24 protein-coding genes are annotated in these 25,435 nt (G+C 37.9%); 20 read left to right on the top strand and 4 right to left on the bottom strand.

All coding sequences use genetic code 11. The features are described 5' to 3' along the window. Positions 1 to 4 precede the first annotated feature (4 nt). The 3 genes from IGK96_RS09560 (at position 5) to recN (ending at position 3,137) form a co-directional block, all read left to right on the top strand. Positions 5 to 865 carry a hypothetical protein gene (locus IGK96_RS09560; protein WP_010706683.1) on the top strand — a complete coding sequence of 287 codons (861 nt, stop codon included), beginning with the start codon at positions 5 to 7 and terminating at the stop codon, positions 863 to 865. A 131-nt stretch (positions 866 to 996) separates the two neighbouring features. After that, positions 997 to 1,446 (top strand): arginine repressor, encoded by a 450-nt coding sequence (locus IGK96_RS09555; RefSeq protein ID WP_002355883.1) that lies wholly within the window; start codon positions 997 to 999, stop codon positions 1,444 to 1,446. A 17-nt stretch (positions 1,447 to 1,463) separates the two neighbouring features. Beyond that, a complete protein-coding gene (gene recN, locus IGK96_RS09550; protein WP_002397924.1) occupies positions 1,464 to 3,137 on the top strand; it encodes a DNA repair protein RecN in 1,674 nt (557 codons plus the stop codon). A gap of 90 nt (positions 3,138 to 3,227) precedes the next feature. Here recN and IGK96_RS09545 read toward each other — a convergent pair whose 3' ends face one another. Together IGK96_RS09545 and IGK96_RS09540 are read right to left on the bottom strand one after the other, a co-directional pair. Beyond that, positions 3,228 to 3,338 (bottom strand): DUF4044 domain-containing protein, encoded by a 111-nt coding sequence (locus IGK96_RS09545; RefSeq protein ID WP_002383399.1) that lies wholly within the window; start codon positions 3,336 to 3,338, stop codon positions 3,228 to 3,230. A 67-nt stretch (positions 3,339 to 3,405) separates the two neighbouring features. Then, positions 3,406 to 4,371 carry a magnesium transporter CorA family protein gene (locus IGK96_RS09540; RefSeq protein ID WP_002383400.1) on the bottom strand — a complete coding sequence of 322 codons (966 nt, stop codon included), beginning with the start codon at positions 4,369 to 4,371 and terminating at the stop codon, positions 3,406 to 3,408. A 244-nt stretch (positions 4,372 to 4,615) separates the two neighbouring features. Here IGK96_RS09540 and IGK96_RS09535 point away from each other — a divergent pair, with 244 nt between their 5' ends. The 17 genes from IGK96_RS09535 (at position 4,616) to ileS (ending at position 23,111) form a co-directional block, all read left to right on the top strand. Then, positions 4,616 to 5,008, top strand: coding sequence for a DUF3397 domain-containing protein (locus IGK96_RS09535; protein ID WP_002383401.1), 393 nt, complete (start codon positions 4,616 to 4,618; stop codon positions 5,006 to 5,008). A gap of 233 nt (positions 5,009 to 5,241) precedes the next feature. Then, a complete protein-coding gene (gene mraZ, locus IGK96_RS09530) occupies positions 5,242 to 5,727 on the top strand; it encodes a division/cell wall cluster transcriptional repressor MraZ (protein WP_002383402.1) in 486 nt (161 codons plus the stop codon). A 14-nt stretch (positions 5,728 to 5,741) separates the two neighbouring features. Continuing rightward, entirely contained in the window at positions 5,742 to 6,698 is a 957-nt protein-coding gene (gene rsmH / locus IGK96_RS09525) for a 16S rRNA (cytosine(1402)-N(4))-methyltransferase RsmH (protein ID WP_010774092.1), read from the top strand. Positions 6,699 to 6,714: 16 nt separating this feature from the next. Continuing rightward, entirely contained in the window at positions 6,715 to 7,122 is a 408-nt protein-coding gene (ftsL, locus tag IGK96_RS09520; RefSeq protein WP_002358883.1) for a cell division protein FtsL, read from the top strand. After that, positions 7,122 to 9,350, top strand: a complete 2,229-nt coding sequence (locus IGK96_RS09515; RefSeq protein ID WP_002381310.1) for a penicillin-binding protein — start codon at positions 7,122 to 7,124, stop codon at positions 9,348 to 9,350. Before ftsL ends, IGK96_RS09515 begins: the two co-directional genes overlap by 1 nt. A 27-nt stretch (positions 9,351 to 9,377) precedes the next feature. Next, complete coding sequence (mraY, locus tag IGK96_RS09510) at positions 9,378 to 10,343, top strand: phospho-N-acetylmuramoyl-pentapeptide-transferase (protein ID WP_002355894.1); 966 nt, start codon at positions 9,378 to 9,380, stop codon at positions 10,341 to 10,343. A 22-nt stretch (positions 10,344 to 10,365) separates the two neighbouring features. Continuing rightward, positions 10,366 to 11,736 carry a UDP-N-acetylmuramoyl-L-alanine--D-glutamate ligase gene (gene murD, locus IGK96_RS09505; RefSeq protein WP_016617628.1) on the top strand — a complete coding sequence of 457 codons (1,371 nt, stop codon included), beginning with the start codon at positions 10,366 to 10,368 and terminating at the stop codon, positions 11,734 to 11,736. 4 nt (positions 11,737 to 11,740) lie between these two features. Beyond that, positions 11,741 to 12,832: an undecaprenyldiphospho-muramoylpentapeptide beta-N-acetylglucosaminyltransferase gene (murG, locus tag IGK96_RS09500; RefSeq protein WP_002355896.1), complete on the top strand. Its 1,092-nt coding sequence runs from the start codon at positions 11,741 to 11,743 to the stop codon at positions 12,830 to 12,832. Between the two features lie 8 nt (positions 12,833 to 12,840). Then, positions 12,841 to 13,965 (top strand): cell division protein FtsQ/DivIB, encoded by a 1,125-nt coding sequence (locus IGK96_RS09495; RefSeq protein WP_002419338.1) that lies wholly within the window; start codon positions 12,841 to 12,843, stop codon positions 13,963 to 13,965. A 173-nt stretch (positions 13,966 to 14,138) separates the two neighbouring features. Continuing rightward, the gene (gene ftsA, locus IGK96_RS09490) at positions 14,139 to 15,461 is read left to right on the top strand and encodes a cell division protein FtsA (protein WP_002355898.1); all 1,323 of its coding nucleotides are present in this window, start codon (positions 14,139 to 14,141) and stop codon (positions 15,459 to 15,461) included. A 26-nt stretch (positions 15,462 to 15,487) separates the two neighbouring features. Beyond that, on the top strand, positions 15,488 to 16,720 hold the full coding sequence (gene ftsZ, locus IGK96_RS09485) for a cell division protein FtsZ (RefSeq protein ID WP_002355899.1): 1,233 nt from the start codon (positions 15,488 to 15,490) through the stop codon (positions 16,718 to 16,720). Between the two features lie 16 nt (positions 16,721 to 16,736). Then, the gene (locus IGK96_RS09480; RefSeq protein WP_002358890.1) at positions 16,737 to 17,414 is read left to right on the top strand and encodes a YggS family pyridoxal phosphate-dependent enzyme; all 678 of its coding nucleotides are present in this window, start codon (positions 16,737 to 16,739) and stop codon (positions 17,412 to 17,414) included. Positions 17,415 to 17,427: 13 nt separating this feature from the next. Continuing rightward, on the top strand, positions 17,428 to 18,072 hold the full coding sequence (locus IGK96_RS09475) for a cell division protein SepF (RefSeq protein ID WP_002355901.1): 645 nt from the start codon (positions 17,428 to 17,430) through the stop codon (positions 18,070 to 18,072). A 28-nt stretch (positions 18,073 to 18,100) separates the two neighbouring features. Beyond that, positions 18,101 to 18,358: a YggT family protein gene (locus IGK96_RS09470; RefSeq protein ID WP_002355902.1), complete on the top strand. Its 258-nt coding sequence runs from the start codon at positions 18,101 to 18,103 to the stop codon at positions 18,356 to 18,358. Between the two features lie 26 nt (positions 18,359 to 18,384). Further along, positions 18,385 to 19,167 (top strand): RNA-binding protein, encoded by a 783-nt coding sequence (locus tag IGK96_RS09465; RefSeq protein ID WP_071646617.1) that lies wholly within the window; start codon positions 18,385 to 18,387, stop codon positions 19,165 to 19,167. A gap of 151 nt (positions 19,168 to 19,318) precedes the next feature. Then, complete coding sequence (divIVA, locus tag IGK96_RS09460; RefSeq protein WP_002355904.1) at positions 19,319 to 20,020, top strand: cell division protein DivIVA; 702 nt, start codon at positions 19,319 to 19,321, stop codon at positions 20,018 to 20,020. 310 nt (positions 20,021 to 20,330) lie between these two features. After that, entirely contained in the window at positions 20,331 to 23,111 is a 2,781-nt protein-coding gene (ileS, locus tag IGK96_RS09455) for an isoleucine--tRNA ligase (RefSeq protein WP_010712188.1), read from the top strand. Between the two features lie 51 nt (positions 23,112 to 23,162). On the opposite strand, the gene zwf is transcribed toward ileS, so the two are convergent. Then, positions 23,163 to 24,686, bottom strand: coding sequence for a glucose-6-phosphate dehydrogenase (zwf, locus tag IGK96_RS09450; protein WP_002355906.1), 1,524 nt, complete (start codon positions 24,684 to 24,686; stop codon positions 23,163 to 23,165). Next, the gene (locus tag IGK96_RS09445) at positions 24,686 to 25,354 is read right to left on the bottom strand and encodes a metal-dependent transcriptional regulator (protein WP_002355907.1); all 669 of its coding nucleotides are present in this window, start codon (positions 25,352 to 25,354) and stop codon (positions 24,686 to 24,688) included. The genes zwf and IGK96_RS09445 overlap by 1 nt, the downstream gene beginning before the upstream one ends. Positions 25,355 to 25,435: the final 81 nt, after the last annotated feature.

Raw genomic sequence — 25,435 nt, 5'->3', positions numbered from 1 at the left:
AAAAATGAAAAAAAATCCCATAGTATTTTTGTTGGCGCTTTCTTTATTGGCGTGCGCTTTCTTAATGATTAATTTCGTTAAAGAGAACGAGAAGAAACAAGTTGCTGCTGAAAAAATAACAACAACTTCCACTTCATTAAAGAAAAAAGCTTTGAAAAATAGTATTGATTCTTCAGAAAGAAAATATTATTCATATCTTGATGAAATTGACCAAAGTAAAGTTATTAATCAATCCGGTGGATCGCAACGACTGTTAATGTATAATCCTGAAATCCCAAAAGATATCCAATCTTTGTCAACAAATATTGTTATTGGCAAAGTTCTTTCTTTAGATAAAGCAGACGCGCCTGCTAATGATCCTAGTAGTCCCTATAATGGAGAAATCTATCCATGGACATTTGGGAAAATCCAAGTACTAAAAAATATTCAAGGCGAATTAGCATCTACGATTGAATTTGCGCGACCAGGTGGCATTATGGAAGAAGGGCGAATGTTTTTAAATGATGCGAAAGAAAATGTTGATAAATTGAATCGTGGGCGTGCAACAAGACGAATGGCGCCAATTCAGCAAAGTCGTCAGCTTGTTGAAATACTACAGTATGAAGGAGATTTTTATTTAGAAGCTGGTGAGACCTATTTGTTTTATGTTTATTGGGATAAGGAATGGAATAAGGGGTTAATAATGGGCTATCAATACGGTTCTTTACGTTTAGAAGACGAGCAGCAACCTGCTGAAGAATTAACCCAAAGGAATCGCCGAGCGATTGGCAAAACGTGGAATGTTGTCAATGAATCAACCAAAGAAACGACTAATTTAACTACCTATTTAAAAGATGAATTAGGAATTGAACTTCCAGCAGAATAGAAGTAGAGAATAACAAAAAGTCAGCGGAGCTTCCCTTGCTTTTTGTTATTCTTTTCTTTGTTTAGTCTTTTAAAATGCATAAAAATAAGCTATGATGAGGGCAAGAGTAAACTGAAAAGGAGAGCGGCGCCATGAGAAAGCAAGATAGACACCGTTTAATTACACGTTTATTGACTGAAAAAAATATTCAAAAGCAAGAAGATTTTGTCCACTATTTACAAGAAAAGGGCGTAGCTGTTACACAAGCAACGATTTCTCGCGACATTAAAGATATGAAACTGATTAAAGTTCCTTCTGCAGAAGGGGGTTATCGATATAGCCTTCCGTTAGAAACACAAGCTAATACGAGTGCTAAACTTGCAAAGCTTTTAAAAGATGCCTTTGTAGCTGCAGAACAAATGGAAAAATATGTCGTATTACGAACCATTCCTGGCAATGCAGCGGCGTGTGGTAGTTTAATCGAAAAGAATTACCAAGAGAAACTTTTTGCCGTCATCAACGATGATGATAGTGTTCTCATGATTGCACGAACTGAGGAGGCGGCAGAAAAACTTCATAAAGAGCTGTTAAGCTATCTATAAAGAATGAGGTGAACAAGATGTTACAAGAACTTTCCGTGAAAAATTTTGCGATTATCTCTTCGTTACAATTAGAGTTTCAAATGGGTATGACCGTTTTAACGGGAGAAACGGGTGCGGGGAAATCCATCATTATTGATGCAATGGGATTACTCACAGGCGGACGCGGCTCCAGTGACTATATTCGTCAAGGAGCAAATAAATGCACCTTAGAAGGACTTTTTTCAATGCCGAAAAGTCAAGAATTAAAGCAATTATTAGAAGAATTAGGTATTGAAACAGAAGAAGATTCTTTAGTGATTCAACGAGATATTTCCGCTTCTGGTAAAAATGTTTGCCGTGTCAACGGACGAATTGTCAACATTACTAATTTAAAAAGAATTGGGGAATATTTAGTAGATATTCATGGCCAAAACGAACATCAAGAATTGATGCAAAGTGAACGCCATATTGATATGTTGGATGAATTTGGTGGGAAAAAACTTTTAGCAGTCAAAGAAAAATATACACAGGCGTATCAAGAGTATCGCGCACTCGAAGCCAAAGTCAGAAAGCGACAAAAAAATGAAAAAGAGTTTGCCCAAAGAATGGACATGCTTCATTTTCAAAGTGATGAAATTGCTAGTGCACAGTTAGTGGCTGGCGAAGAAGAACAATTGCTAGAAGAACGCAATAAACTGAACAATTTTCAAAAGATTGCTGATGCACTGACGATTAGTTATGCCGCGCTAAATGGTGAAGACGATAGTAGTTTGGATAAAATCGGAACAAGTATGAATGAACTCGCTTCGATTGAATCCCTTGATTCAGAATATAAAACATTGTCAGATACTGTTCAAAATGCTTACTACTTACTACAAGAAGCCAGTGGAGATCTTTCTAGGTTGATTGATGGCTTAGAACTAGACGAAGGCCGCTTGAATGAAGTAGAAAATCGTTTGGAATTAATCCGTCAAATGAAACGTAAATATGGCGATTCAATCGAAACGATTTTATCTTACTATGAAGAAATCACCAAAGAGTTAGCAGAGGCTGATTTTTTGGAAGGTGGTACAGGTGACTTAGAAGCGTTGCTTGCAGAGAAACAACAAGCCGCTCATCAACAAGCATTAGCTTTACGAAAAGAACGAAAGCGCCTAGCCAAAGAGCTCGAACAACAAATTTTAACCGAATTAAAAGAACTATATTTGGAGCGAACGGAATTTGAAGTCCGTTTTACAGAACTTGAGCATTTACAAGAAAATGGCTTAGACGGAGTAGAATTTTATATTACTACTAACCCAGGGGAACCATTAAAACCGTTAGTTCGGGTGGCTTCTGGCGGAGAACTTTCGCGAGTGATGCTAGCTATGAAAACAATCTTTTCTCAAACGCAAGGGATCACTAGTATTGTTTTTGATGAAGTGGATACAGGAGTTAGTGGCCGAGTAGCACAGGCGATTGCCGATAAAATTTATCAAATTTCAGAAAATTCGCAGGTGTTGTGTATCACGCACTTGCCACAAGTGGCGGCCGTTGCCGATGAACATTATTTTATTGAAAAAGAAATCGTGGCGGGTCGGACAGAAACAAGCGTCCGAATTTTATCTGAAAAAGAGCGAGTAAACGAAATTGCGCGTATGCTCGCAGGAAGTGAAATTACGAAATTAACCATTGAACATGCACAAGAGCTGTTGGCGATGGCGAAAAAATAGCCGCTCTATTTGAGCAAGTAAAAAAACAGCCCCTTCAATTGATAGAAGGGACTGTTTTTTTACTTTTAATGTGTGAAAAAGTTCTCCAGTTTAAAGACTAAGAATTGCTGTTAAAACAGTTGAACCTACAATTGCGATCAGCATTAGCCAAACCACGACTTTCGTGATTTTTGAAAAGCGACTTTGTTCTTTGTCGTTCATAAATGACACGTCCTTTTTAATTTCTGCTAATAGTGTACAACCTTTTCCTGAAAACAGCAACCTAAAGTTATAAGAGATTCTTTTTCTTTAAAATTCGAATACTAATTACGCAGATTAAGGTAGTGATAGCAAAAATAATCCAAAAAGAATATTCATGCTCTGCAAAAGGGAGTTTCACATTCATGCCGTAGATTCCCCCGATGATGGTCGGGATGGTTAGGACAATTGTTAAGGATGTTAAAATTTTCATGACATTATTTAAGTTATTTGAGACGATTGCTGAAAAAGTATTACTAATGTTATCAACTAATTTTAGTTGTATTTTAGTCGTATTTAGTCCTTGTTCTAGTTCAATCAAAATATCCCTTAAAAATGGCAAATGTTTTTCTGGATGATTAAAAATTTCAGCGCTATATAAACGTTTTAATACTTTTAAATTATCCGTTAAAGCTGCTTCGAAATAAACTAGACTTTTTTGAATGTCCATAATCTGATACAATTGACTATTTTCTGTGGCTACTTGGAGCTCTCCTTCAAGTTTGTTGGTTTGTTGGATAAGTGCTTGTAAGTTTTTATTGAAGGAAAGGGCCATCTTCCATGAAAGGGCTAAAATTAAGGCCTTTTCAATAGAAAGATCTTGATGCGTGAACGCCTCTTTTTGAATCCCATGAACGATGTCGTTAGGCCCGTTGCTAACAGTAATTAGTTTGTTATCGACGGTTGCGATTAAAGCAATCGGCACCGTTTCTACTTGCAGATAGCCACTAGGACTGATACTAGCTTTGGGATAACGAAATAAAAGTAACGTAGGCGTTTGTAATTTTTCGTGGCGGAAACCTTCCACTCGAGCATTTTCTTCATCATCTAAAACGCCGGTAAGATAATCTGTTGGTAAGTGGTATTGATTGACGAGACGCTCGATTTCTTCTTCTGTAGGAGATTCTACCGAAATCCAACTTAGGGCTTCATCGTCTGGTGAACAAGGTTCAAAATAGTCATTTTTCAATAATAAATAATTAATCAAAAGATTCACCCCGAATCAACATTTTTTGTTCTAAATCCATTATAATAGAAGTATGACACAATACGAGAAGAAAAGCTTATAAAAAACATTCAAAAATAAGTGGCCGCGATAGGTGAGGCCTCGTTTTGAAAATGGTTTGATAAGTAATCCGTTTTTTATATGAAAAAGCAAGCAAAAAGGGCTTTTAGCACATATATTTAAACGAAATGAAACATCTGTGTAACGTTGATGAAGTATAGTTATAGCAGGTGGAATGAAAGGATTTGTTGAGAGAATGGTGTCGTTTTCGGCAATAATGTTATTTTGGTATATTTTTCCGGTAATTGTGCTCTTTGCGTGCAATTTTCTCGTGTCCACTTTTTCCCTAACGGAACGTTGGAAAATAAAAGCACCGGATTTGGCCATTCCGTTTTTATTCATAGGGATCCATGAGTTATCCAAAGATAGTTATGATGAATCGATTATGCCGTATTTTGTGATTTCTATTTTGTTATTAGGAGTCGCTGTTGCCCTGTTTCAAGCTTATTATTATGGAGAGATTTTATATAGACGATATTTCAAGATGTTTTGGCGGTTGACGTTTTTACTAACGTTTGTGTTGTATGTGTTGCTTATCTTGCTAAATATCAGTCATTATCTACTGTAATAAAGCGTGGAGACAATAGGGGAAATACGCTGTGGGAAAATGTCCCCCACAACTCCCCACTCCGTGGGGTTTTTTTGTTATTTGTGGGGTTATTTTATAAAAAACATAGTAAAAACCTTGTTATAATAACATTTTTTGTTGGGTGATGCTTGTTACATAAAACCCTGTAAATATTACAGAAATTTTAAATAACAGTTAAAAAATAGAAGTTTTTAGATTTATAGTGGTAGAAAGTGGTGGGATGTGGTAGACTTGTTCTATCAAGTGGAAAAGCGGGTGTATTGGCTATGCTTATGGGTGAATACCAACATAATATCGATGCCAAAGGCCGCCTAATCGTTCCATCAAAGTTTCGTGAGGAACTTGGTGAAAAATTTGTGGTAACGAGAGGGATGGATGGCTGTTTATTTGGTTATCCTTTAAATGAATGGTCACAACTTGAAGCAAAACTTCAAGAAATGCCCTTAGCTAAGAAAGATGCACGTACCTTTGTACGATTCTTTTATTCCGCTGCAACAGAATGTGAGATTGATAAGCAAGGTCGTATCAATATTCCGGCGAATTTACGAACACATGCCAGTTTAGAAAAAGGCTGTGTTGTTATCGGCGTCTCTAACCGAATTGAAATTTGGAGTGACGAACGTTGGCATGCATTCTCTGATGAAGCTGAAGAAAACTTTGATGAATTAGCAGAAACAATGATTGATTTTGGATTTTAGGAATGAGGCAAATGATGACTGAAGAATTTCGCCATTACACCGTTCTTTTAAAAGAAACAGTGGATGGATTACAAGTGAAGCCGGATGGCGTATACGTAGATTGCACACTCGGTGGTGCCGGACATAGTGAATACTTACTGACACAATTGAATGAGCACGGTCATTTATATGCCTTTGATCAAGACCAAAAAGCGTTGGCACATGCTAAGACTCGTTTGCAGAAATATGTAGACAAAGGTCAAGTGACCTTCATCAAATCAAATTTTAGAAATATTAAAGAAGAATTGGCAGAACACGGGGTGTTCCATGTTGATGGGATTCTATACGATCTAGGTGTTTCTTCACCGCAATTAGATGAAGCGGAACGTGGTTTTAGCTATCATCAAGACGCACCCTTAGATATGCGCATGGATCAAGACGCACCCTTGACGGCTCGCGAAGTGGTGAATACGTATAGCTATAGTGAGTTAGTAAAAATTTTCTTTCGTTATGGGGAAGAGAAATTTTCGAAACAGATTGCTCGAGAAATTGAACGTGTTCGTGAAAAGCAGCCAATTGAAACAACAGGTGAACTCGTTGAGATTATTAAGACGGCGATTCCAGCTCCAGCAAGACGCAAAGGTGGACATCCTGCAAAACGAATTTTCCAAGCAATTCGCATTGCCGTTAATGATGAATTAGGGGCAGTTGAAGAGTCGCTAGAACAAGCAATTGATTTGCTAGCGAAAAATGGCAGAATCAGTGTGATTACGTTCCATTCGTTAGAAGATCGTATTGTTAAAACAATGTTTAAAGAATACAGTACGGTACAAGATTTGCCACCAGGCATTCCAGTGGTACCAGAAGAATTTCAACCAGAATTAAAAGTAATTACCAGAAAACCAATTTTACCAAGTGACAGTGAGTTATCTGAGAATAATCGTTCACGAAGTGCGAAGTTACGCATTGCCGAAAAAATAAAATCTAGTTAGAGAGAGGGGTAGACACATGGCTGAATTGAAGAAAGTAAATGATTTCCATTATGAAGCACCAGAAATGGATCAGCCAACTGTGGCAACAGAGCAAGACAGAAAAATGCAAGAGGAAACACTACCTGTCCCCACTCTATTACCCAAAAAGAAACTAAAAAATGTCTCTTTACTAGAAAAATTAATCGGTGTTGTATTAGTTTGTGCAACGATTGGTATTGCAATTGCGACAATTCAAGTAAGAACGACAATTGTCCAAACCATGAACGATATTACAGAAACACAAGCAGTCATTAAAGAAAAGGAAGATAACGCTTTGAAATTGGAACAAGAAAGAAGCGAACTTTCTAAATCAGATCGAATCAAAGATGTCGCTAAAAAACAAGGACTAGAAAATAACGGCGACAATGTTAGGACTGTTAAATAATGAGTAAAAGACATAAATTTAAACAATTCATGAAAAAGAAAAACTTAAATCCGATGAACAATCGTAAAAAAGTAGGCATCATTTTATTCGCTACGAGTATTGGATTGTTCTTTTTATTTGCCTTTAGAACGACATACATTGTGGCAACAGGCAAAGTAGCCGGTGTCTCACTAAAGGAAAAAACAGCTTCTCTATATGAAGGAAGCCAAGTGGTAAAAGCTAAGCGAGGATCAATTTTAGATCGATATGGTAATCCAATCGCAGAAGATGCTACTTCCTATTCGTTATATGTCGTATTATCAAAAAAATATACGGGACAAAATAATGAAAAGCTATATGCGGAGAAAAAAGACTTCGATGATATTGCTGAAATTTTAGCGAAATATACCAAACTAGACAAAAAAACAGCATTGAAATACTTGAATAATGGGATCCATGAAGATGGGTCAACACAATATCAAGTGGAATTTGGCACGGGTGGTCAAAACATCACCTTGGAAACACGCCAAAAAATTGAAGCAGATTTGAAAAAGAAAAAAATTTCAGGTGTTTATTTCAATGAACATCCAGCCAGATTATATCCCAATGGTCAGTTTGCTTCTCACTTTATTGGCTATACAAAAGCAGCCAATCCAGATGATGATAAAGAAGGCTTAGTAGGCGCAATGGGACTAGAACAGACCTATAATGATATTTTAAGCGGAACCGATGGCCGTGTGTATTTTGAAAAAGATATTTATGGCAATGCCTTACCAGGAACTGTGGCGGAAGAGAAAAAAGCAGTGGATGGTCAAGATATTTACACGACGCTAGATAGTCGCTTGCAAAATACCTTAGAAGATTTAATGACGCAAGTTAATGAAAAATATGAACCAGTTTCTATGACTGCCATGTTAATGGAAGCAAAAACAGGCGAAATTGTTGCCATGTCTCAACGGCCAACATTTAATCCTGAAACGAAACAAGGGTTAGACGATAATGGCACGTGGCAGAACCTATTAGTTGAAAGTCCTTATGAACCAGGCTCAACAATCAAATTATTTACAACAGCTGCTTCTATGGAACAAGGACAGTTTAATCCTAATGAATTATTCAATCGTGTTGGTGGAATTCAGGTTGGGGATGTAACTGTGAATGACCATGACTACACTCGGTTGAACGGCAAAGAATATTTGAATTATCGTCAAGCCATTTCTTGGTCTAGTAATATTGGTATGGTAAAACTAGAACAAAAAATGGGTGATGAAAAATGGATGGAGTATTTGAAAAAATTTGGTTTTGGTACGAGCACGCATTCAGGTTTAAGTGGTGAATCTGCTGGTAAATTGCCAGGAACAAACTTTGTAGATAGAGCAATGTCGGCATTTGGTCAAGCAATTACGGTTACTAATTTCCAAATGATGAAAGGTTTCTCAGCTATTGCAAATGACGGTTCAATGTTGCAACCTCATTACATCAGCAAAATTGTTGACAAAAATACAGGAAAAGAAACGATTACGGAACCACAAATCGTAGGAACCCCAATCAAAGCGCAAACAGCTCAACAGATTCGTACGTACATGATTGATACTGTTGAAGACCCGACTTACGGGATTGCGTATGATATTTATAAAGTACCAGGCTATCATGTTGCTGCCAAAACAGGAACTGCCCAGATTTCAGATGGTAAAGGGTACGTTGATGGAGCAAGTCAAGTCTTGTCTTCTGTAGTGGAAATGGTCCCAGCGGATAATCCTGAATATGTTTTGTATATTACACTTAGACAAGCAAAATCAGGTTCGCCTTCAGAAGCAATGGCGGCAATTGCAAACCCATTAATGAAATTAGCGTTAGACATTAAAGAGACAGATCCGGAAACAACGAAAGTAGCTTCTGATAAAGTCACAGTTGCTGATTATAAAAACATGACACCAGCGGAAGCGTTGGCCAATGCCAAAGTGAACGGGGTGGATCCTGTGATTATCGGCGATGGTGAAAAAATCAAGAAACAATCAACGCCGTCTGGTCAAACATTAATGCCTAATCAGAAATTGATTTTGATCACAAATGGAACGAACTATATGCCTGATTTAACCGGCTGGTCGAAGAGCGATGTTACCAAGTTTGGCGATCTATTAGGTTTGACTGTCGAGTTTAAAGGTGAAGGCTATGTGACGAAACAAAGTATCGCTGCTGAAACTGAAATTACGGAGAAAAAATTAACCGTGACTTTAGAAGGCACAGAATAATAACGTAGAATAATTAGGAGAGATAACATGGAGTGGACACAGATTTTTATTCCCATAGTGGTGAGTTTTGCCATTACAGTGAGCGTAATGCCACTATTCATTGGCTATTTTCAAATGAAAAAACAAGGGCAGGTTACTCGTGAAGATGGCCCAACTTGGCATAGCGTGAAAACAGGTACCCCTACAATGGGGGGAGTCGTTTTCCTTGTAGCCAGCTTGATTACTTCGCTAGCAATGGGGTTGTTTTTCCACCAATTTACGCCGTCTCTACTAATTATTCTATTTATTTTAGTATTATACGGTTTGCTAGGTTATTTAGATGATTTCATTAAAGTCTTTAAAAAACGGAACATGGGCTTGAATTCTCGTCAAAAATTAATTGGTCAAATTTTTGGTGGGTTGGTTTTCTACTTTGTTTATCGAAGTGAAGGCTTTTCAGACACCTTAGATTTGTTTGGAGTAGCAGAAGTTCCGTTAGGTATTTTTTATGGCGTGTTTATTATTTTTTGGTTAGTCGGTTTTTCTAATGCCGTGAATTTGACAGATGGAATTGATGGCTTAGTTGCTGGTTTAGGAACAATTTCATTTGGTACTTATGCAATTATTGCCTGGAAACAACAACAATTTGATGTTGTGATTATCTGTCTAAGTGTGATTGGTGGGCTGATTGGCTTTTTCCCTTATAATAGAAAACCAGCAAAAATCTTCATGGGTGATGTTGGTTCATTAGCATTAGGTGGATTGTTAGCAGCAATTTCAATTATTTTGCATCAAGAATGGACGCTACTTTTAATTGGACTTGTCTACGTTTGTGAAACAGCAAGTGTTATTTTACAAGTTGCTTCATTTAAATTATTTGGTCGACGGATTTTTAAAATGTCACCAATTCATCACCATTTTGAAATGTGTGGTTGGTCTGAATGGAAAATTGATTTTGTCTTTTGGTCTGTCGGTTTAATCTGTTCAGGAATCACATTATGGATTCTTTTCTAATCTATCAAAGGGGAAATTGACAATGAAAAAAATAACAACCTATCAAAACAAAAAAGTGTTGGTTTTAGGACTAGCTAAAAGTGGTGTCAGCGCAGCGAAACTCTTACATGAGTTAGGTGCGCTCGTTACCGTTAATGACGCAAAACAATTTGATCAAAACCCTGACGCCCAAGATTTATTAACCTTGGGTATTCGTGTTGTTACAGGGGGGCATCCAATTGAATTGTTGGATGAAGAATTTGAACTAATCGTTAAAAATCCTGGTATTCCTTATACAAATCCACTTGTGGCAGAAGCACTAACTCGGAAAATTCCTATCATAACTGAGGTGGAATTAGCAGGTCAAATTGCCGAATGTCCAATTGTCGGCATTACGGGCACCAATGGTAAAACAACCACGACCACGATGATTGGTTTACTGCTAAACGCTGACAGAACGGCTGGTGAGGCACGTTTGGCGGGAAATATTGGTTTTCCAGCGAGTACGGTGGCTCAAGAAGCAACGGCCAAGGATGATCTTGTGATGGAACTTTCTAGTTTTCAGTTAATGGGAATTGAGACGTTTCACCCACAAATTGCAGTAATTACAAATATTTTTGAAGCACACTTGGATTATCATGGTTCGCGGAAAGAATATGTTGCTGCAAAATGGGCCATTCAAAAAAACATGACCGCAGATGACACCTTGATTTTAAATTGGAATCAAGTAGAGCTTCAAACGTTAGCCAAAACCACAGCGGCCAACGTATTGCCTTTTTCAACGAAAGAAGCAGTAGAAGGGGCTTATCTTTTAGATGGGAAATTATATTTTAATGAAGAATATATTATGCCCGCCGATGAGCTAGGGATTCCTGGCAGTCACAATATTGAAAATGCACTCGCAGCGATTTGTGTAGCTAAATTAAAAAATGTATCGAATGTTCAGATTAGACAAACTTTGACAAACTTTTCGGGCGTTCCCCATCGAACGCAATTTGTTGGCGAAGTTCAGCAAAGACGTTTTTATAACGATTCAAAAGCAACCAATATTTTAGCTACAGAGATGGCGTTAAGTGGGTTTGACAACCAAAAGCTACTTTTACTTGCGGGTGGCTTGGATCGCGGTAACTCATTTGATGAATTGGTTCCTGCTCTGCTGGGACTCAAAGCAATTGTTTTATTTGGAGAAACCAAAGAAAAATTGGCGGAAGCTGCTAAAAAAGCGAACATTGAAACAATTTTATTTGCTGAAAATGTTCAAACGGCGGTTACCATTGCCTTTGATTATTCGGAAAAAGATGATACTATTTTACTATCACCTGCTTGCGCAAGTTGGGACCAATACCCGAATTTTGAAGTACGCGGGGAAGCCTTTATGCAAGCTGTTCAACAATTAAAAGAAAGTGAAATGTGAGAAAATGAAGATACTAGTAACTGGTGGTGGCACAGGTGGGCATATCTATCCTGCGTTATCCTTCGTCGAACACGTCAAAAAAGAAGCACCTGCAACAGAATTCTTGTATGTGGGAACAGAAAATGGTCTAGAAAGTCAAATTGTGCCAAAGGCGAAAATTCCATTTAAAACGATTAAAATTCAAGGATTTAAGCGTTCGCTGAGTCCTCAAAATTTTAAAACAATTTATTTATTTTTAACAAGCATTAATAAAGCAAAAAAAATTATTCGTGAATTTCAACCAGATGTGGTCATTGGTACAGGCGGTTATGTTTCTGGTGCAGTAGTTTATGCGGCCCACCAATTAAAAATACCGACAATTATTCATGAACAAAATAGTATCCCTGGAATGACAAATAAATTTTTAAGTCGTTATGTGGATAAAATTGCGATTTGTTTTCCAGATGTCGCTAGTTTTTTCCCGAAAGAAAAAACAATTTTAACAGGGAACCCGCGGGGACAAGAAGTCGTAACGGTGGAAAAGTCAGCTATTTTATCAGAGTTTGGCTTGGATCCAGCAAAGAAAACGGTGGTTTTATTTGGCGGAAGTCGTGGCGCCTTGAAAATCAATCAAGCGTTTGAACAGGCCTTTCCTTTGTTTGAAGAGAGAGAGTATCAAGTTTTATACGCTTCAGGAGAAAGATATTATCAGGAACTTCAAGAAAGTCTAAAGCTTTCTGAAAAGAAATTGACAAACATAAGTGTGCAACCGTATATTGATAAAATGGTTGAAGTGATGGCTAATACCGATTTAATGGTGGGACGTGCAGGAGCAACCTCAATTGCGGAGTTCACCGCATTAGGATTACCAGCAATTTTAATTCCGAGTCCTTACGTCACGAATGATCATCAAACGAAAAACGCGCAAAGCTTAGTAAAAGTTGGTGCTGTTGAAATGATTCCAGATGCAGAATTGACCGGCGCTCGTTTAGTTGCGGCAATTGATGATATTTTATTAAACAATGAAAAAAGACAACAGATGGCAACGGCGTCCAAAGGGGAAGGCATCCCAGATGCAAGTGATCGTTTGTATCAAGTTGTGAAAACGTTAGTCTGAGATAGGAGGTGTGGAAGATTAGTAACGAGAACGATATATTCAAAAAAAGGAAACCATTACCTCCAAAAAAATCGGAAGAGTCTCAACCTGAACTGACACCTTGGCAAAAACAAAACCAAGAATATTTGAAGAAGCAAGCGGAAGAAGCTGCTTCAAAAGGTGAAAACGAACAAGCAGAAGTCACCATCACTTTACAAGAACAAAGTCAAGAAGAGCCTCAACAACATCTTCCACAAGAAACAGTGGAAGAAGAGGAGCATTTTGCAGATCGTTTACCGAACGTTAAGAAAACACGGAACAAGCGCTTATATAGGCGTTTAGCCTTTATTTTAACTTGTTTAGGGACAGCCATTTTAGTGGCATTGTATTTTGTTTCGCCTCTTAGTCGATTGAGTGAAGTAACAGTTTCAGGCAACAAAAGTGTGGAGAGTCAAGCGATTATTCAGCAGTCAAAACTTGAAACGGGCAGTGGCTTATGGGAGCAGTATTCAAATAGAAATTATTTTTCTGCAAATATTCAGAAAAAGTTTCCAATTATAAAAAAGGCGAACATTAAGTTAAATGGTATTAATTCATTTAAAATTGATATTCAAGAGTATCAAATTGTCGCTCTTGCTGCGACTAAAGGCGGCTATCATCCGATTTTAGAGAATGGTAAAACTTTGGCGGAAACCACCAAAGCTGCTGAAAGTGGCAAACCAATTTTTGAGAATTTCAAAGAGGATAAATTAATCCCTGAATTAATGGCCTCTTACAACAAATTACCTCAAGAAATTAAACAAGGAATTTCAGAAATTAAATATGCACCATCCAAAACCAATAAAGACTTGATTAATGTCTATATGAATGATGGAAACCGAGTGATTGTTAATATTTCTGATTTAAGTGAAAAAATGGCTTATTATTCACAAGTAGCCGAGCAAATGGACAAACCTGGAATCGTTGATATGGAAGTCGGCATTTTTTCTTATCCGTATGAAAAAGAAAGTGAAGAAACGGGCAGTGAAGTTTCCGAAGATTCAGCGGTTGAAAATCAAGAAGTTGCGGACCCAAATGCAGGCGTAGCAACGGATGAAGCGAATAACGGTACGCCGACAAATGGAGAAAATCAAGAAGTGCAACAAGCAGAATAAGTTTTTTACAAAAATGTTTCAAAAATTAACGAACAAATTCGTATAATCTGCTTTCTAAAACCCCCATTTTTATGGTAAAATTGGAAGAAGTGAATAATACTAAAAAAGAGATAGTTAAACGGACGCCTTTGTCCGCTTAGATATTGGAATTAATAGGAGGAGGAATTCCGTTCATGGCAAAAACAGGAATGTATGTAGGCCTCGATATTGGTACAACTTCTGTCAAAGTAGTTGTCGCTGAATATATTGAAGGTCAAATGAACATCATCGGCGTTGGAAATGCAAAATCAGACGGTTTGAATCGAGGGATTGTCGTCGATATTGATCAAACAGTTCAAGCAATCCAACGGGCCGTTCGACAAGCCGAAGAAAAAGCCGGCATTCAAATTAAAAGCGTAAATGTTGGATTACCAGCGAATTTATTAGAAGTAGAAAGCTGTCAAGGAATGATAGCTGTTAGCAGTGAATCAAAAGAAATTACAGATGAGGATGTGCGCAACGTCGCATCTGCAGCTTTGGTTCGTTCAACTCCTCCTGAACGTCAAATTGTTGCAATCTTACCGCAAGACTTTACCGTCGACGGCTTTGAAGGCATCAAAGACCCACGTGGAATGCTTGGCGTTCGCATGGAGATGTTTGGCGTTGTCTATACTGGACCAAAAACAATCATCCATAACATCCGTAAATGTGTTGAAAAAGCTGGCTTAGGAATTAACGAATTAGTGATTACACCGCTTGCTTTAACGGAAACAATTCTAACAGATGGCGAAAAAGACTTTGGAACAATTGTCATTGATATGGGTGGCGGTCAAACAACGACATCTGTTATCCACGACAAACAATTGAAATTTACTCATGTTAACCAAGAAGGCGGCGAGTTCATCACGAAAGATATCTCAATCGTATTGAATACTTCTTTTAACAACGCCGAAGCCTTAAAAATTAATTATGGGGATGCTTATCCAGAAAGAACTTCAGCAAACGAAGAGTTTCCTGTTGATGTTATCGGTAAGTCAGAGCCTGTAAGAGTGGACGAACGTTACCTTTCAGAAATTATTGAAGCGCGTGTGGAACAAATTTTGAGAAAATCAAAAGAAGTTCTGGATGAAATTGATGCGTTTGAATTACCTGGAGGCGTTGTATTAACTGGTGGCGCCGCTAGTATGCCAGGTATTGTCGATTTGGCGCAAGAGATTTTTGAAGCCAACGTAAAACTATACGTACCAAATCACATGGGCTTACGTAACCCAGTCTTTGCTAATGTCATTAGCATTGTGGAATATTCAGCGCAACTAAACGATATTTATCACATTGCCAAATATGCAATCCCTGGTGAAAAATCGAAACCAGCACAATCAGTCGCTGTCCAACAAGAAGTTCGCTATGACACATATGCTGAACAGCCTCAAGAAGAATACGAAGAATTCAACGAACGTGAGTCTGGTGAAAAAGTGACAGGCAAAATCAAAGACTTCTTCTCGAACATTTTCGACTAATCACACAAACAGGAGGATACGATATCATGGAATTTTCATTAGACAATAACATTAACAACGGTGCAGTCATTAAAGTTATCGGTGTAGGTGGCGGCGGCGGAAACGCTGTAAACCGTATGATCGAAGAAAACGTTAAAGGCGTGGAATTTATCACAGCCAATACAGACGTTCAAGCATTAAAACATTCAAAAGCAGAAACAGTGATTCAATTAGGCCCTAAATACACTCGTGGTTTAGGTGCTGGTTCACAACCTGAAGTTGGCCAAAAAGCTGCAGAAGAAAGTGAACAAGTGATTTCAGAATCATTACAAGGCGCGGATATGATTTTCATTACTGCTGGTATGGGTGGCGGAACTGGTACAGGTGCTGCGCCAGTAGTTGCAAAAATCGCTAAAGAATTAGGCGCTTTAACAGTTGGTGTAGTAACTCGTCCATTTAGTTTTGAAGGTCCAAAACGTGGTCGTTTTGCCGCTGAAGGAATTGCCTTATTAAAAGAAAACGTTGATACACTATTAATTATCTCAAACAACCGCTTATTAGAAGTCGTTGACAAGAAAACGCCAATGCTTGAAGCATTTAGAGAAGCTGATAATGTATTACGTCAAGGTGTTCAAGGAATTTCAGATTTAATCACTGCGCCAGGTTACGTAAACTTGGACTTTGCTGACGTGAAAACAGTGATGGAAAACCAAGGAACAGCTTTAATGGGAATTGGTGTAGCGAGCGGCGAAGAACGTGTAATTGAAGCAACGAAAAAAGCTATTTCTTCACCATTGTTAGAAACATCAATCGATGGTGCGGAACAAGTCTTATTAAACATTACTGGTGGCTTAGACATGACCTTGTTTGAAGCACAAGATGCTTCAGATATCGTTACAAATGCTGCTTCAGGTGATGTGAACATCATCCTAGGTACATCAATCAATGAAGATTTAGGCGACGAAATTCGTGTAACAGTAATCGCTACAGGTATTGATGAATCAAAAAAGGATAGAAAACCGCACCGTCAAACAAGACAAGCGGTTCAACCAATGCAACAAACAACTCAATCTGTGGAAATGGATCAACCAAAATCACAAGAAGAAGCAAGTGCTTTTGGCGATTGGGATATTCGCAGAGAACAAAATACACGTCCAAAAGTTGATGAATCTTCATTAGAACAAGTAGACAAAAAAGAATTTGACACATTCCACCGTGAAGAACCAAATCACAATGATGACGAATTAAGTACGCCACCATTTTTCCGCAGAAAACGATAAGGAGCATCGATTAGAAATGATAGCTGAAAACTTAACAAATATTAATAATCAACTTCAGCTAGCATGCAAAAGCTCACAGCGCTCTGTTGCTGATGTGACAATGATTGGCGTCACTAAATCAGTAGGAATTGAGGAAGCAGCAGAGCTTGTTCAGCTTGGTGTCCAGAATTTAGCTGAAAACCGAGTAGATAAGTTACTAGAAAAGAAAGCTGGATTGGAAAAATTTAATGATATTCAGTGGCATTTAATTGGTAATTTACAACGTAGGAAGGTAAAATTAATTATTAATGAGATAGATTATTTTCATGCATTAGATAGTCTGAGTCTAGCCAAAGAAATTCAAAAAAGAGCAACGAAAGTTATTCGTTGTTTTGTTGAAGTGAATATAACTGGGGAAGAAAGCAAGCACGGCTTTCGTAAAGAAGACGTCTTACCTTTCATTCAAGAACTTGCTGATTTGGACAAAATTCAAATCGTCGGTCTAATGACTATGGCACCTTTTGGGGCAAGTGAAGAAGTATTACATGCAACATTTAGAGAATTAAAAGAGCTGCAAATGACAGTAAATGAGAAACATTTATCTTTTGCTCCTTGTACAGAACTTAGCATGGGAATGAGTAACGATTTCCCAATCGCAGTTGAAGAAGGTGCAACTTTTATACGAATCGGAACAGCGTTATTCAGAGATGCGTAAAGGAGAGGAATTTATGTCAATTTTTAACAAGGATGCGTTATCGAGCTTTTTTGGCTTATCTGGCGAAGAAGATGATTATTATGATAACTACGAAGAATATGAAGAGCGCAAAGCAGTTAATGAACCACCGCGTCGTGCAGCTCGGCCTAAACCACAACGCCCTGTTCAACAACAGGAAAGTTACAGTCAGCCAGCTTATACACAACAAAGTGAGCCTGTAGTTGAAAAACCTTCTGCACGCTATCGTTCTGCTGAAGCGCATCAAGAAAGAGACACACAACAAGCTGCTTACACAGAGAAAAAAGTGGTTTCTATGCGTAGTTCTAATCAATCAGCGACTACGAATACAAGACGAGCACAAGAAAGCACCGCCAATGCAAAAACACATAAAATTACTATTATTGAACCACGTGTGTATTCAGAAGCAATGAGCATTGCGAAACATTTATTTGCTGAAGAAGCTGTGCTAGTTAATTTTACATTAGTAGAAGAAGACCAAGCACGACGCATCGTTGATTTCTTAACTGGTACTGTGTATGCTTTAGACGGAGATATTCAGCGCGTTGGCAATGAAATCTTCTTATGCACACCAGCGAATATGGAAATTGATAGTGCGACAGCACAATCTTTAGCCAACAAACAATTCTTTGATTTCTAAGCCTTAGGGAGGTGTTATTATCGCAACACTGATTACTCTATTATACAAAGGCGTTCAAATCTATTCAGGATTACTAGTGATTTACGCGCTACTTTCATGGTTTCCAGGAGCATATGATTCTGCTTTCGGGCGTTTGCTCTCTAGAATTTGTGAACCATACTTAAGTTTGTTTGACCGTTTGAATTTAAGGATTGGAATGGTTGGATTTAACGTAATGGTAGGGATTATTGTCCTTAACCTAGCAGCGGGTGGCTTAGCAGTCATTTTACGAGCTATTGTTTATTAATAACTTTTAGAAAGGATGATTTATCTATGAACGCAAATGTGTATCAACATTTCCGCAAAGATGAACATCCTTTTATTGACACTGTCGGGGATTGGCTAGAGCAAGTGGAGATGCAATACGCGCCTTATTTGACAGACTTTCTTGATCCTAGACAGGCGTATATTTTGGAAACGTTGATTCGACAAAACAGTGATTTATCGTTTACTTTTTATGGTGGTTATGAGCAAGCAGAACGAAAACGCTGCTTGATTTATCCAGCGTATTACATACCAGAAGAGACAGATTTTGGTGTTGTATTATTTGAAATTATTTATCCATCTAAATTTGCGACATTATCTCATGGGAAAATTTTAGGCACCTTGATGAATGTTGGGGTTCGTAGGGAAGCCTTTGGAGATATTATTTCCGATGGTGATAAGTGGCAGGTTTTTATAGCACAAGAAGTAGCTGGCTTCGTTGTTAACCAAGTCGACAAAATTGGTAAAATTACTGTTCGCTTAGAAGAACAGGATTATACACAAATTTTGATACCGAAGGATGGTTGGCAAGAAGAGCGAACGACTATGAGCTCTTTGCGGCTGGATAGTGTGATTTCCGCCGTATTTAATATTTCAAGGCAACGATCAAAACAATTGATCGAATCTGGTAAAGTAAAAGTCAATTGGACAGAAACGACACGACCAGATTTTGCTTTAGACTTATTAGATATTGTTTCGATACGAGGATTTGGGCGCCTTCAGATTCAAGAATTAGAAGGAAAAACAAAGAAAGAAAAATTTCGTGTCCTCTTAGGGGTATTGAGAAAATAATCTCGAACTTTTGTTTAAGAAAACCATTTTGGCTGTTCATTCAGACGAAGTTGTGTATAATAAAAAAAGTAAGATATTTGCTATTTCAGGATTAGTATGAGAATGTGTTCATAAGGGGTTTTACAAAAATAATCCAAAGAGGTGAAGGAATATGGCATTAACTCCATTAGATATTCAAAACAAAGACTTCTCAACAAAAATGAGAGGCTATAACCAAGACGATGTAGATGACTTTTTAGATCAAGTCACACGTGATTATGAAGATGCATTACAAAAAAATCGTGAACTTGAGAAATCATTAAAACACGCAGAAGAAAAATTACAATACTTCAATGAATTGAAAGATGCATTGAACCAATCAATTATTGTTGCACAAGATACCGCTGATAAAGTGAAATCAAGTGCCAACAAAGAATCAGAAATGATTATCACTTCGGCAGATAACCAAGCCAAAGAAACCTTGGTAGAAGCTGAACGTAAATCAAATGCAATGATTGCAGATGCTGAAGCGAAATCAACACAAATCTTAGCAGAAGCAATTGAACGTGCCCGTCAATTAGCTGGGGAAACAGAAGACTTGAAGAAGAAAACACGTGTCTTCCATCAACGCTTAAGCTTAATGCTTGAAACTCAATTAGAGCAAGTGAAGAGTGAAGAGTGGGAAGAGATTTTAAAGCCTTTTTCTAGTTATGTCGGAGACAAACATACAGCAGTTAAGGAAATTCTTGATGAACAAGACCTTGACAACGAAAATGAAACTGTTGTAAACTCTGAAGAGAACACAGATGCTGTAGTAGAAAAAAAGCCTGTAATTGAAGTCACTGAAGAAACAATTGAAGAAGAATCAAAATAGATAGAACAGAACGTTTAATGTTTATTCTTAGCAGCGAGTCAATGATAGTGAAAGTTTGACAGACACTGGCATTAAACAGATCCTCTATCCTAGATGCAGTTCTGAACACTTGAGTAGGAACTGCCGGATAATTACCGTTATCAATTTCAGAGAAAGTAGGGGCAACTCTACTTTGAATTTGGGTGGTAACACGAGTACTTCGTCCCTTGGGATGGAGTACTCTTTTTTTATCTACTTTTATCAGCTATCGTTCATCTTTAGTATGAACTAACACAATTAAATCGATAAAATGAAAGCGAGGCAAATGCATATGAAAATGAAAGAAACATTGCAATTAGGAAAAACAGCTTTTCCAATGCGTGGGAACTTGCCAAACCGTGAAGCAGAATGGCAAAAAGACTGGGAAGAAAAAGGCTTATATGAACAACGTCAAAAATTAAACGAAGGAAAACCAACCTTTGTTTTACATGATGGCCCTCCGTATGCAAACGGAAATATTCATTTAGGACATTCTTTGAATAAAATCAGTAAAGATATTATTATTCGTTCAAAATCAATGTCTGGTTTCCGTTCTCCTTATGTGCCTGGTTGGGATACCCATGGTTTACCAATTGAGCAAGTGTTAACCAATAAAGGAGTTAAACGTAAAGAAATGACTGTCGCTGAGTATCGCGAAAAATGTAAAGAGTATGCCTTATCACAAGTCGACAAACAACGTAACGATTTTAAACGTTTAGGTGTGTCAGGTGATTGGGAACATCCATATATTACGTTAGATCCAGAGTATGAAGCAGCAGAAATTCGTGTTTTTGGTAAGATGGCAGAAAAAGGCTATATTTATAAAGGCTTAAAACCAATTTATTGGTCTCCTTCAAGTGAATCTTCTTTAGCAGAAGCAGAAATTGAATACAAAGATGTAAAATCACCTTCTATTTACGTAGCTTTTAATGTGGCCGATGGTAAAGGTCTTTTAGATAACGAGACAGCCTTCGTCATCTGGACGACAACCCCTTGGACATTACCAGCCAACTTAGGTATTTCAGTTAATCCTGATTTTACGTATGTTGAAGTGAAGGCAGACGGTCGTAAATTTGTAATTGCTAAAGATTTATTAGCAACAGTTAAAGAAGCGATTGGTTGGGAAGAAGTAGAAGTCTTGCGAGAATTTTCTGGTGAAAAATTAGATCGTATGACAGCTCAACATCCATTCTATGATCGAACATCACTTGTTATGCTAGGCGACCACGTGACGCTAGATGCCGGGACTGGCTTAGTTCATACCGCACCAGGACATGGTGAAGATGACTATATCGTTAGCCGTAAATATGATTTACCTGTTATTTCTCCTGTTGACAGCCGTGGGGTCTTTACAGATGAAGCACCTGGTTTTGAAGGAATTTTCTATGACAAAGCGAATCCAATGATTACTGAGTTATTAGAAGAAAAAGGCGCATTATTAAAATTAGATTTCTTTACGCATAGTTATCCACATGACTGGCGTACCAAAAAACCAGTTATCTACCGTGCAACGCCACAATGGTTTGCTTCAATCTCTAAATTCCGTCAAGATATTTTAGATGAAGTTGAGAAAGTTGACTGGCTAATTCCTTGGGGAAAAACACGTTTGTATAATATGATTCGTGACCGTGGTGATTGGGTAATCTCTCGTCAAAGAGCGTGGGGTGTACCATTACCGATCTTCTATGCTGAAAATGGAGAAGCCATCATTACGCCAGAAACAATTGAACATGTAGCGAATTTATTTGCAGAACATGGATCAAATATCTGGTTTATGCGTGAAGCAAAAGAGTTACTACCAGCAGGCTTTACACATCCAGGTTCACCAAATGGCGAGTTTACCAAAGAAACAGATATCATGGACGTTTGGTTTGACTCAGGTTCTTCACATGAAGGAGTTTTACGAGAAAGAGAAGAGTTAACTTTCCCAGCAGATATGTATTTAGAAGGTTCTGACCAATATCGTGGTTGGTTTAACTCAAGTATTACAACAAGTGTTGCTATCAATGGGGTAGCGCCTTATAAATCAATCATTTCTCAAGGGATGGTTCTCGATGGCGAAGGCCGTAAGATGAGTAAATCGTTAGGCAATACTATCTTACCTGAAAAAGTTATCAATCAAATGGGGGCAGATATCTTACGCTTGTGGGTAAGTAGTGTTGACGCGGAAGCCGATGTGCGTGTCTCAATGGATATCTTAAACCAAGTATCTGAAGTGTACCGGAAAATCCGTAATACTATGCGTTTCTTGTTAGCGAATACGAGTGATTTTAATCCAGCTGAGCATACTGTAGCTTATGCTGATTTACGTTCTGTAGATAAATACATGACGGTTCGTTTAAATCAAGTCATTCAAGAAATCCGTGAAAATGGTTATGAAAAATATAATTTCATGCATATTTATCGGACAGTTATGAACTTCTTAACTGTAGATTTATCTTCTTTCTATTTAGACTTTGCGAAAGATGTCGTTTATATTGAAGCTGAAAACGATTATCAACGTCGTTGTATGCAGACTGTTTTCTATCAAACATTGGTTTCATTAACAAAATTATTGACACCAATTATTCCACATACAGCGGAAGAAATTTGGAGTTTCTTACAAGAAGAAGAAGAGTATGTGCAATTAGCTGAATTCCCAGGTTACGAAACGTTTACTAATGAAGAAGAATTGATGGATACATGGGCAGCCTTTATGGATTTCCGGGACAATGTCTTAAAAGCGTTGGAAGAAGCTCGTCATTCTAAATTAATCGGTAAATCGTTAGAAGCTAAAGTGACCGTTTATCCAAATGAACAAATTCGTCAATTAATGACAGCTGTTGATGCAGATATTGCTCAATTACTAATTGTTTCCGACTTTGAAGTATCAAAAGAAGTAGCACCTAGTGAAGCTGTTCAATTTGAAGACATGGCTATTTTAGTTGAAAAAGCAGAAGGCGAAACGTGTGACCGTTGTCGTTCCGTTCGTCAAGATGTCGGCTCAGATGAAAAATTACCAACACTTTGTGGCCGTTGTGCACACATTGTTGAAGAAAATTATCCAGAAGCGGTTGCTGAAGGATTCGAATAAACAAGAAAAAAGATCCGCTAGTCGTTAACTAGCGGATCTTTTTTGGCTTATTTATTGATCAAGTTGACCGCGGTCACGGTACCAGTTATCTGGTTGCCATTCCCAAGTAAAGCCATCTTTTTCTAATAAGTCGAAGGCAGCTTGCGGGCCCATTGTGCCAGCGGCATAATTAGGGAAAGAAACGTCTGTTTTATCCCAAGCATGTCGAATAATGTCAACAATGCGCCAAGATTGGGCAACTTCGTCCCAATGAGAGAAGTTTGTACTATCGCCATTTAGGCAGTCTAATAGAAGTTTTTCGTATGCTTCTGGACTATTTTCAGTCATTTCAGCACTTTGACGGAAATCAAGTTTCACTGGAGTTGTATTGAACCCTTGACCGATTTCTTTTCCATTTAAGGTTAATGAAAATCCTTCAGTTGGTTGGATATAGATAGTTAAAACATTCGGTGGTAAATCGGTTTTATCGCATTCTTCACACGTATCATCTTTGAAGACATTAATAGGTACTTGTTTAAAGACGATGTTAATGCGTGTGCCTTTTTCAGTTAATCGTTTACCTGTGCGAACATAGAAAGGGACGCCAGACCAACGGAAATTATCAATTAAAAATTTACCAGCAACAAAAGTTTCAGTGGATGAAGTTTCTGCCACATTCGGTTCATCACGATAGGCTGCAAATGTTTGATCAGCTAGCTGACCTTCGCCGTATTGGCCACGCACGAAATTTTGAAGGGCTTCTTCTTCAGAATAAAGGCGGATGGCACGTAAAGCTTTTACTTTTTCAGTCCGAATTTCTTTTTCAGAAAAGGCAACAGGAGGCTCCATCGAAAGCAATGCAACGACTTGTAAAATATGATTTTGAACCATATCTTTTAGTGCGCCACTGTGGTCGTAATAGCCGCCACGATCCTCGACACCTAAGCTTTCAGCGAAGGTGATTTGGACATTATCAATGTAACGATTGTTCCATTGTGATTCAAAAATATTATTGGCAAAACGAATGGCTGAAATATTTTGGATCATTTCTTTGCCTAAGTAATGGTCAATTCGGAAAATATCTTGTTCAGGAAATGCAGCACGAATTTCTTCATTTAATTCGTAGGCAGATTCATAATCAGAACCAAATGGCTTTTCGATAATTAGACGATCAAAGCCTTCTTCCGAAATAATATGTTGTGATTTCAAGTGATTAACAATGGTTCCAAAGAATTGAGGGGCCATAGCTAAATAGTAAACATGATTGCCTTCTAAGTGGTATTGTTCATTTAGGCGATCAGATAATTCTTTTAAGGTATTATAATGTTCCGTATCATTCACATTATGTGATTGGTAATAGAAATGACTAGAAAATTCAGTTGCCTCTTCGGCCGTGGGATTTAAGTCTTGAATGGTTTCACGGACGATTTCACGATAGTATTCGTCTGTCCATTCCCGACGTGCGGTACCAATCACCGCAAAACGCTCAGCTAATAATCCTTTTTTATATAAGCGGAACAGGGAAGGATACAATTTACGTTTGGCAAGATCACCTGTCCCCCCGAAAATAGTAAATAATGCTACTTTTTCATTCATTAGTTTTCCTCACTTTCTCTAATCAACGGCTCAACAAAAATTGTGTTTGCTGCTTTAAAGCTGACGGATAATTCTTTGTTTTCATTATAAATGGTGATCGGTCCTTCATATGCAGCAATTTCTTTAATCGTATATTCTTCTTGAATATTTAAATCAATGGAAACTAAATAATCCAGTAATTCTTTTTCGTCTAAGACACGTGCAATCCGAACTTTTGTGCCAACAGGGTAGTCTGTTAACGTTTGGCGTTTCTCCTCATGAATGGGTTGATTATCTTCGGGAATAACACCACCGTGTGGACAAAATTCTGGATGATTTAAATAATCCGCTAAACGGTTCACAAGCGTCTGTGAAGTAACATGTTCTAAAACTTCTGCCTCTTCGTGCACATCATTCCAAGTGTAATTTAAGTGCTCTACTAAAAAGACTTCCCAGATTCGGTGTTTGCGAATTAACGTACTCGCTTTTTTTAAGCCTTTTTCAGTTAATTGTACCCCTTGATAAGGAGAATGCTCAACCAAATCTTCTTTTACTAACTTTGAAATCATCTCACTAACCGAAGCTGCCGAAACATCGAGTCCAGAAACAATTTGTTTATTATTCACTTTAACTTCGTCGCCACCTAATTCAAAAATTAATTTTAAATAGTCTTCGCGATTTGGTGTCATAGGGGCTCATCCTTTCAAAAAAACATCATCCTAAGTTTATCAGAAAAAGGCGCATTTGACTATTTAATAATATTCAAGTTG

The organism is Enterococcus sp. DIV0682 (genome assembly GCF_051712685.1).
GTDB lineage: Bacteria > Bacillota > Bacilli > Lactobacillales > Enterococcaceae > Enterococcus > Enterococcus faecalis.
Note: the sequence above shows the minus strand (reverse complement) of the source record. Positions and strands in the feature narration are given on the sequence as shown.

Coding starts and splice junctions, on each gene's coding strand:
- IGK96_RS09560 (WP_010706683.1), top strand. CDS start 5: ATGAAAAAAAATCCCATAGTATTTTTGTTGGCGCTTTCTTTATTGGCG.
- IGK96_RS09555 (WP_002355883.1), top strand. CDS start 997: ATGAGAAAGCAAGATAGACACCGTTTAATTACACGTTTATTGACTGAA.
- recN (WP_002397924.1), top strand. CDS start 1,464: ATGTTACAAGAACTTTCCGTGAAAAATTTTGCGATTATCTCTTCGTTA.
- IGK96_RS09545 (WP_002383399.1), bottom strand. CDS start 3,338: ATGAACGACAAAGAACAAAGTCGCTTTTCAAAAATCACGAAAGTCGTG.
- IGK96_RS09535 (WP_002383401.1), top strand. CDS start 4,616: ATGAAAGGATTTGTTGAGAGAATGGTGTCGTTTTCGGCAATAATGTTA.
- rsmH (WP_010774092.1), top strand. CDS start 5,742: ATGACTGAAGAATTTCGCCATTACACCGTTCTTTTAAAAGAAACAGTG.
- ftsL (WP_002358883.1), top strand. CDS start 6,715: ATGGCTGAATTGAAGAAAGTAAATGATTTCCATTATGAAGCACCAGAA.
- IGK96_RS09515 (WP_002381310.1), top strand. CDS start 7,122: ATGAGTAAAAGACATAAATTTAAACAATTCATGAAAAAGAAAAACTTA.
- mraY (WP_002355894.1), top strand. CDS start 9,378: ATGGAGTGGACACAGATTTTTATTCCCATAGTGGTGAGTTTTGCCATT.
- murD (WP_016617628.1), top strand. CDS start 10,366: ATGAAAAAAATAACAACCTATCAAAACAAAAAAGTGTTGGTTTTAGGA.
- murG (WP_002355896.1), top strand. CDS start 11,741: ATGAAGATACTAGTAACTGGTGGTGGCACAGGTGGGCATATCTATCCT.
- ftsA (WP_002355898.1), top strand. CDS start 14,139: ATGGCAAAAACAGGAATGTATGTAGGCCTCGATATTGGTACAACTTCT.
- ftsZ (WP_002355899.1), top strand. CDS start 15,488: ATGGAATTTTCATTAGACAATAACATTAACAACGGTGCAGTCATTAAA.
- IGK96_RS09480 (WP_002358890.1), top strand. CDS start 16,737: ATGATAGCTGAAAACTTAACAAATATTAATAATCAACTTCAGCTAGCA.
- IGK96_RS09475 (WP_002355901.1), top strand. CDS start 17,428: ATGTCAATTTTTAACAAGGATGCGTTATCGAGCTTTTTTGGCTTATCT.
- IGK96_RS09465 (WP_071646617.1), top strand. CDS start 18,385: ATGAACGCAAATGTGTATCAACATTTCCGCAAAGATGAACATCCTTTT.
- divIVA (WP_002355904.1), top strand. CDS start 19,319: ATGGCATTAACTCCATTAGATATTCAAAACAAAGACTTCTCAACAAAA.
- ileS (WP_010712188.1), top strand. CDS start 20,331: ATGAAAATGAAAGAAACATTGCAATTAGGAAAAACAGCTTTTCCAATG.
- zwf (WP_002355906.1), bottom strand. CDS start 24,686: ATGAATGAAAAAGTAGCATTATTTACTATTTTCGGGGGGACAGGTGAT.
- IGK96_RS09445 (WP_002355907.1), bottom strand. CDS start 25,354: ATGACACCAAATCGCGAAGACTATTTAAAATTAATTTTTGAATTAGGT.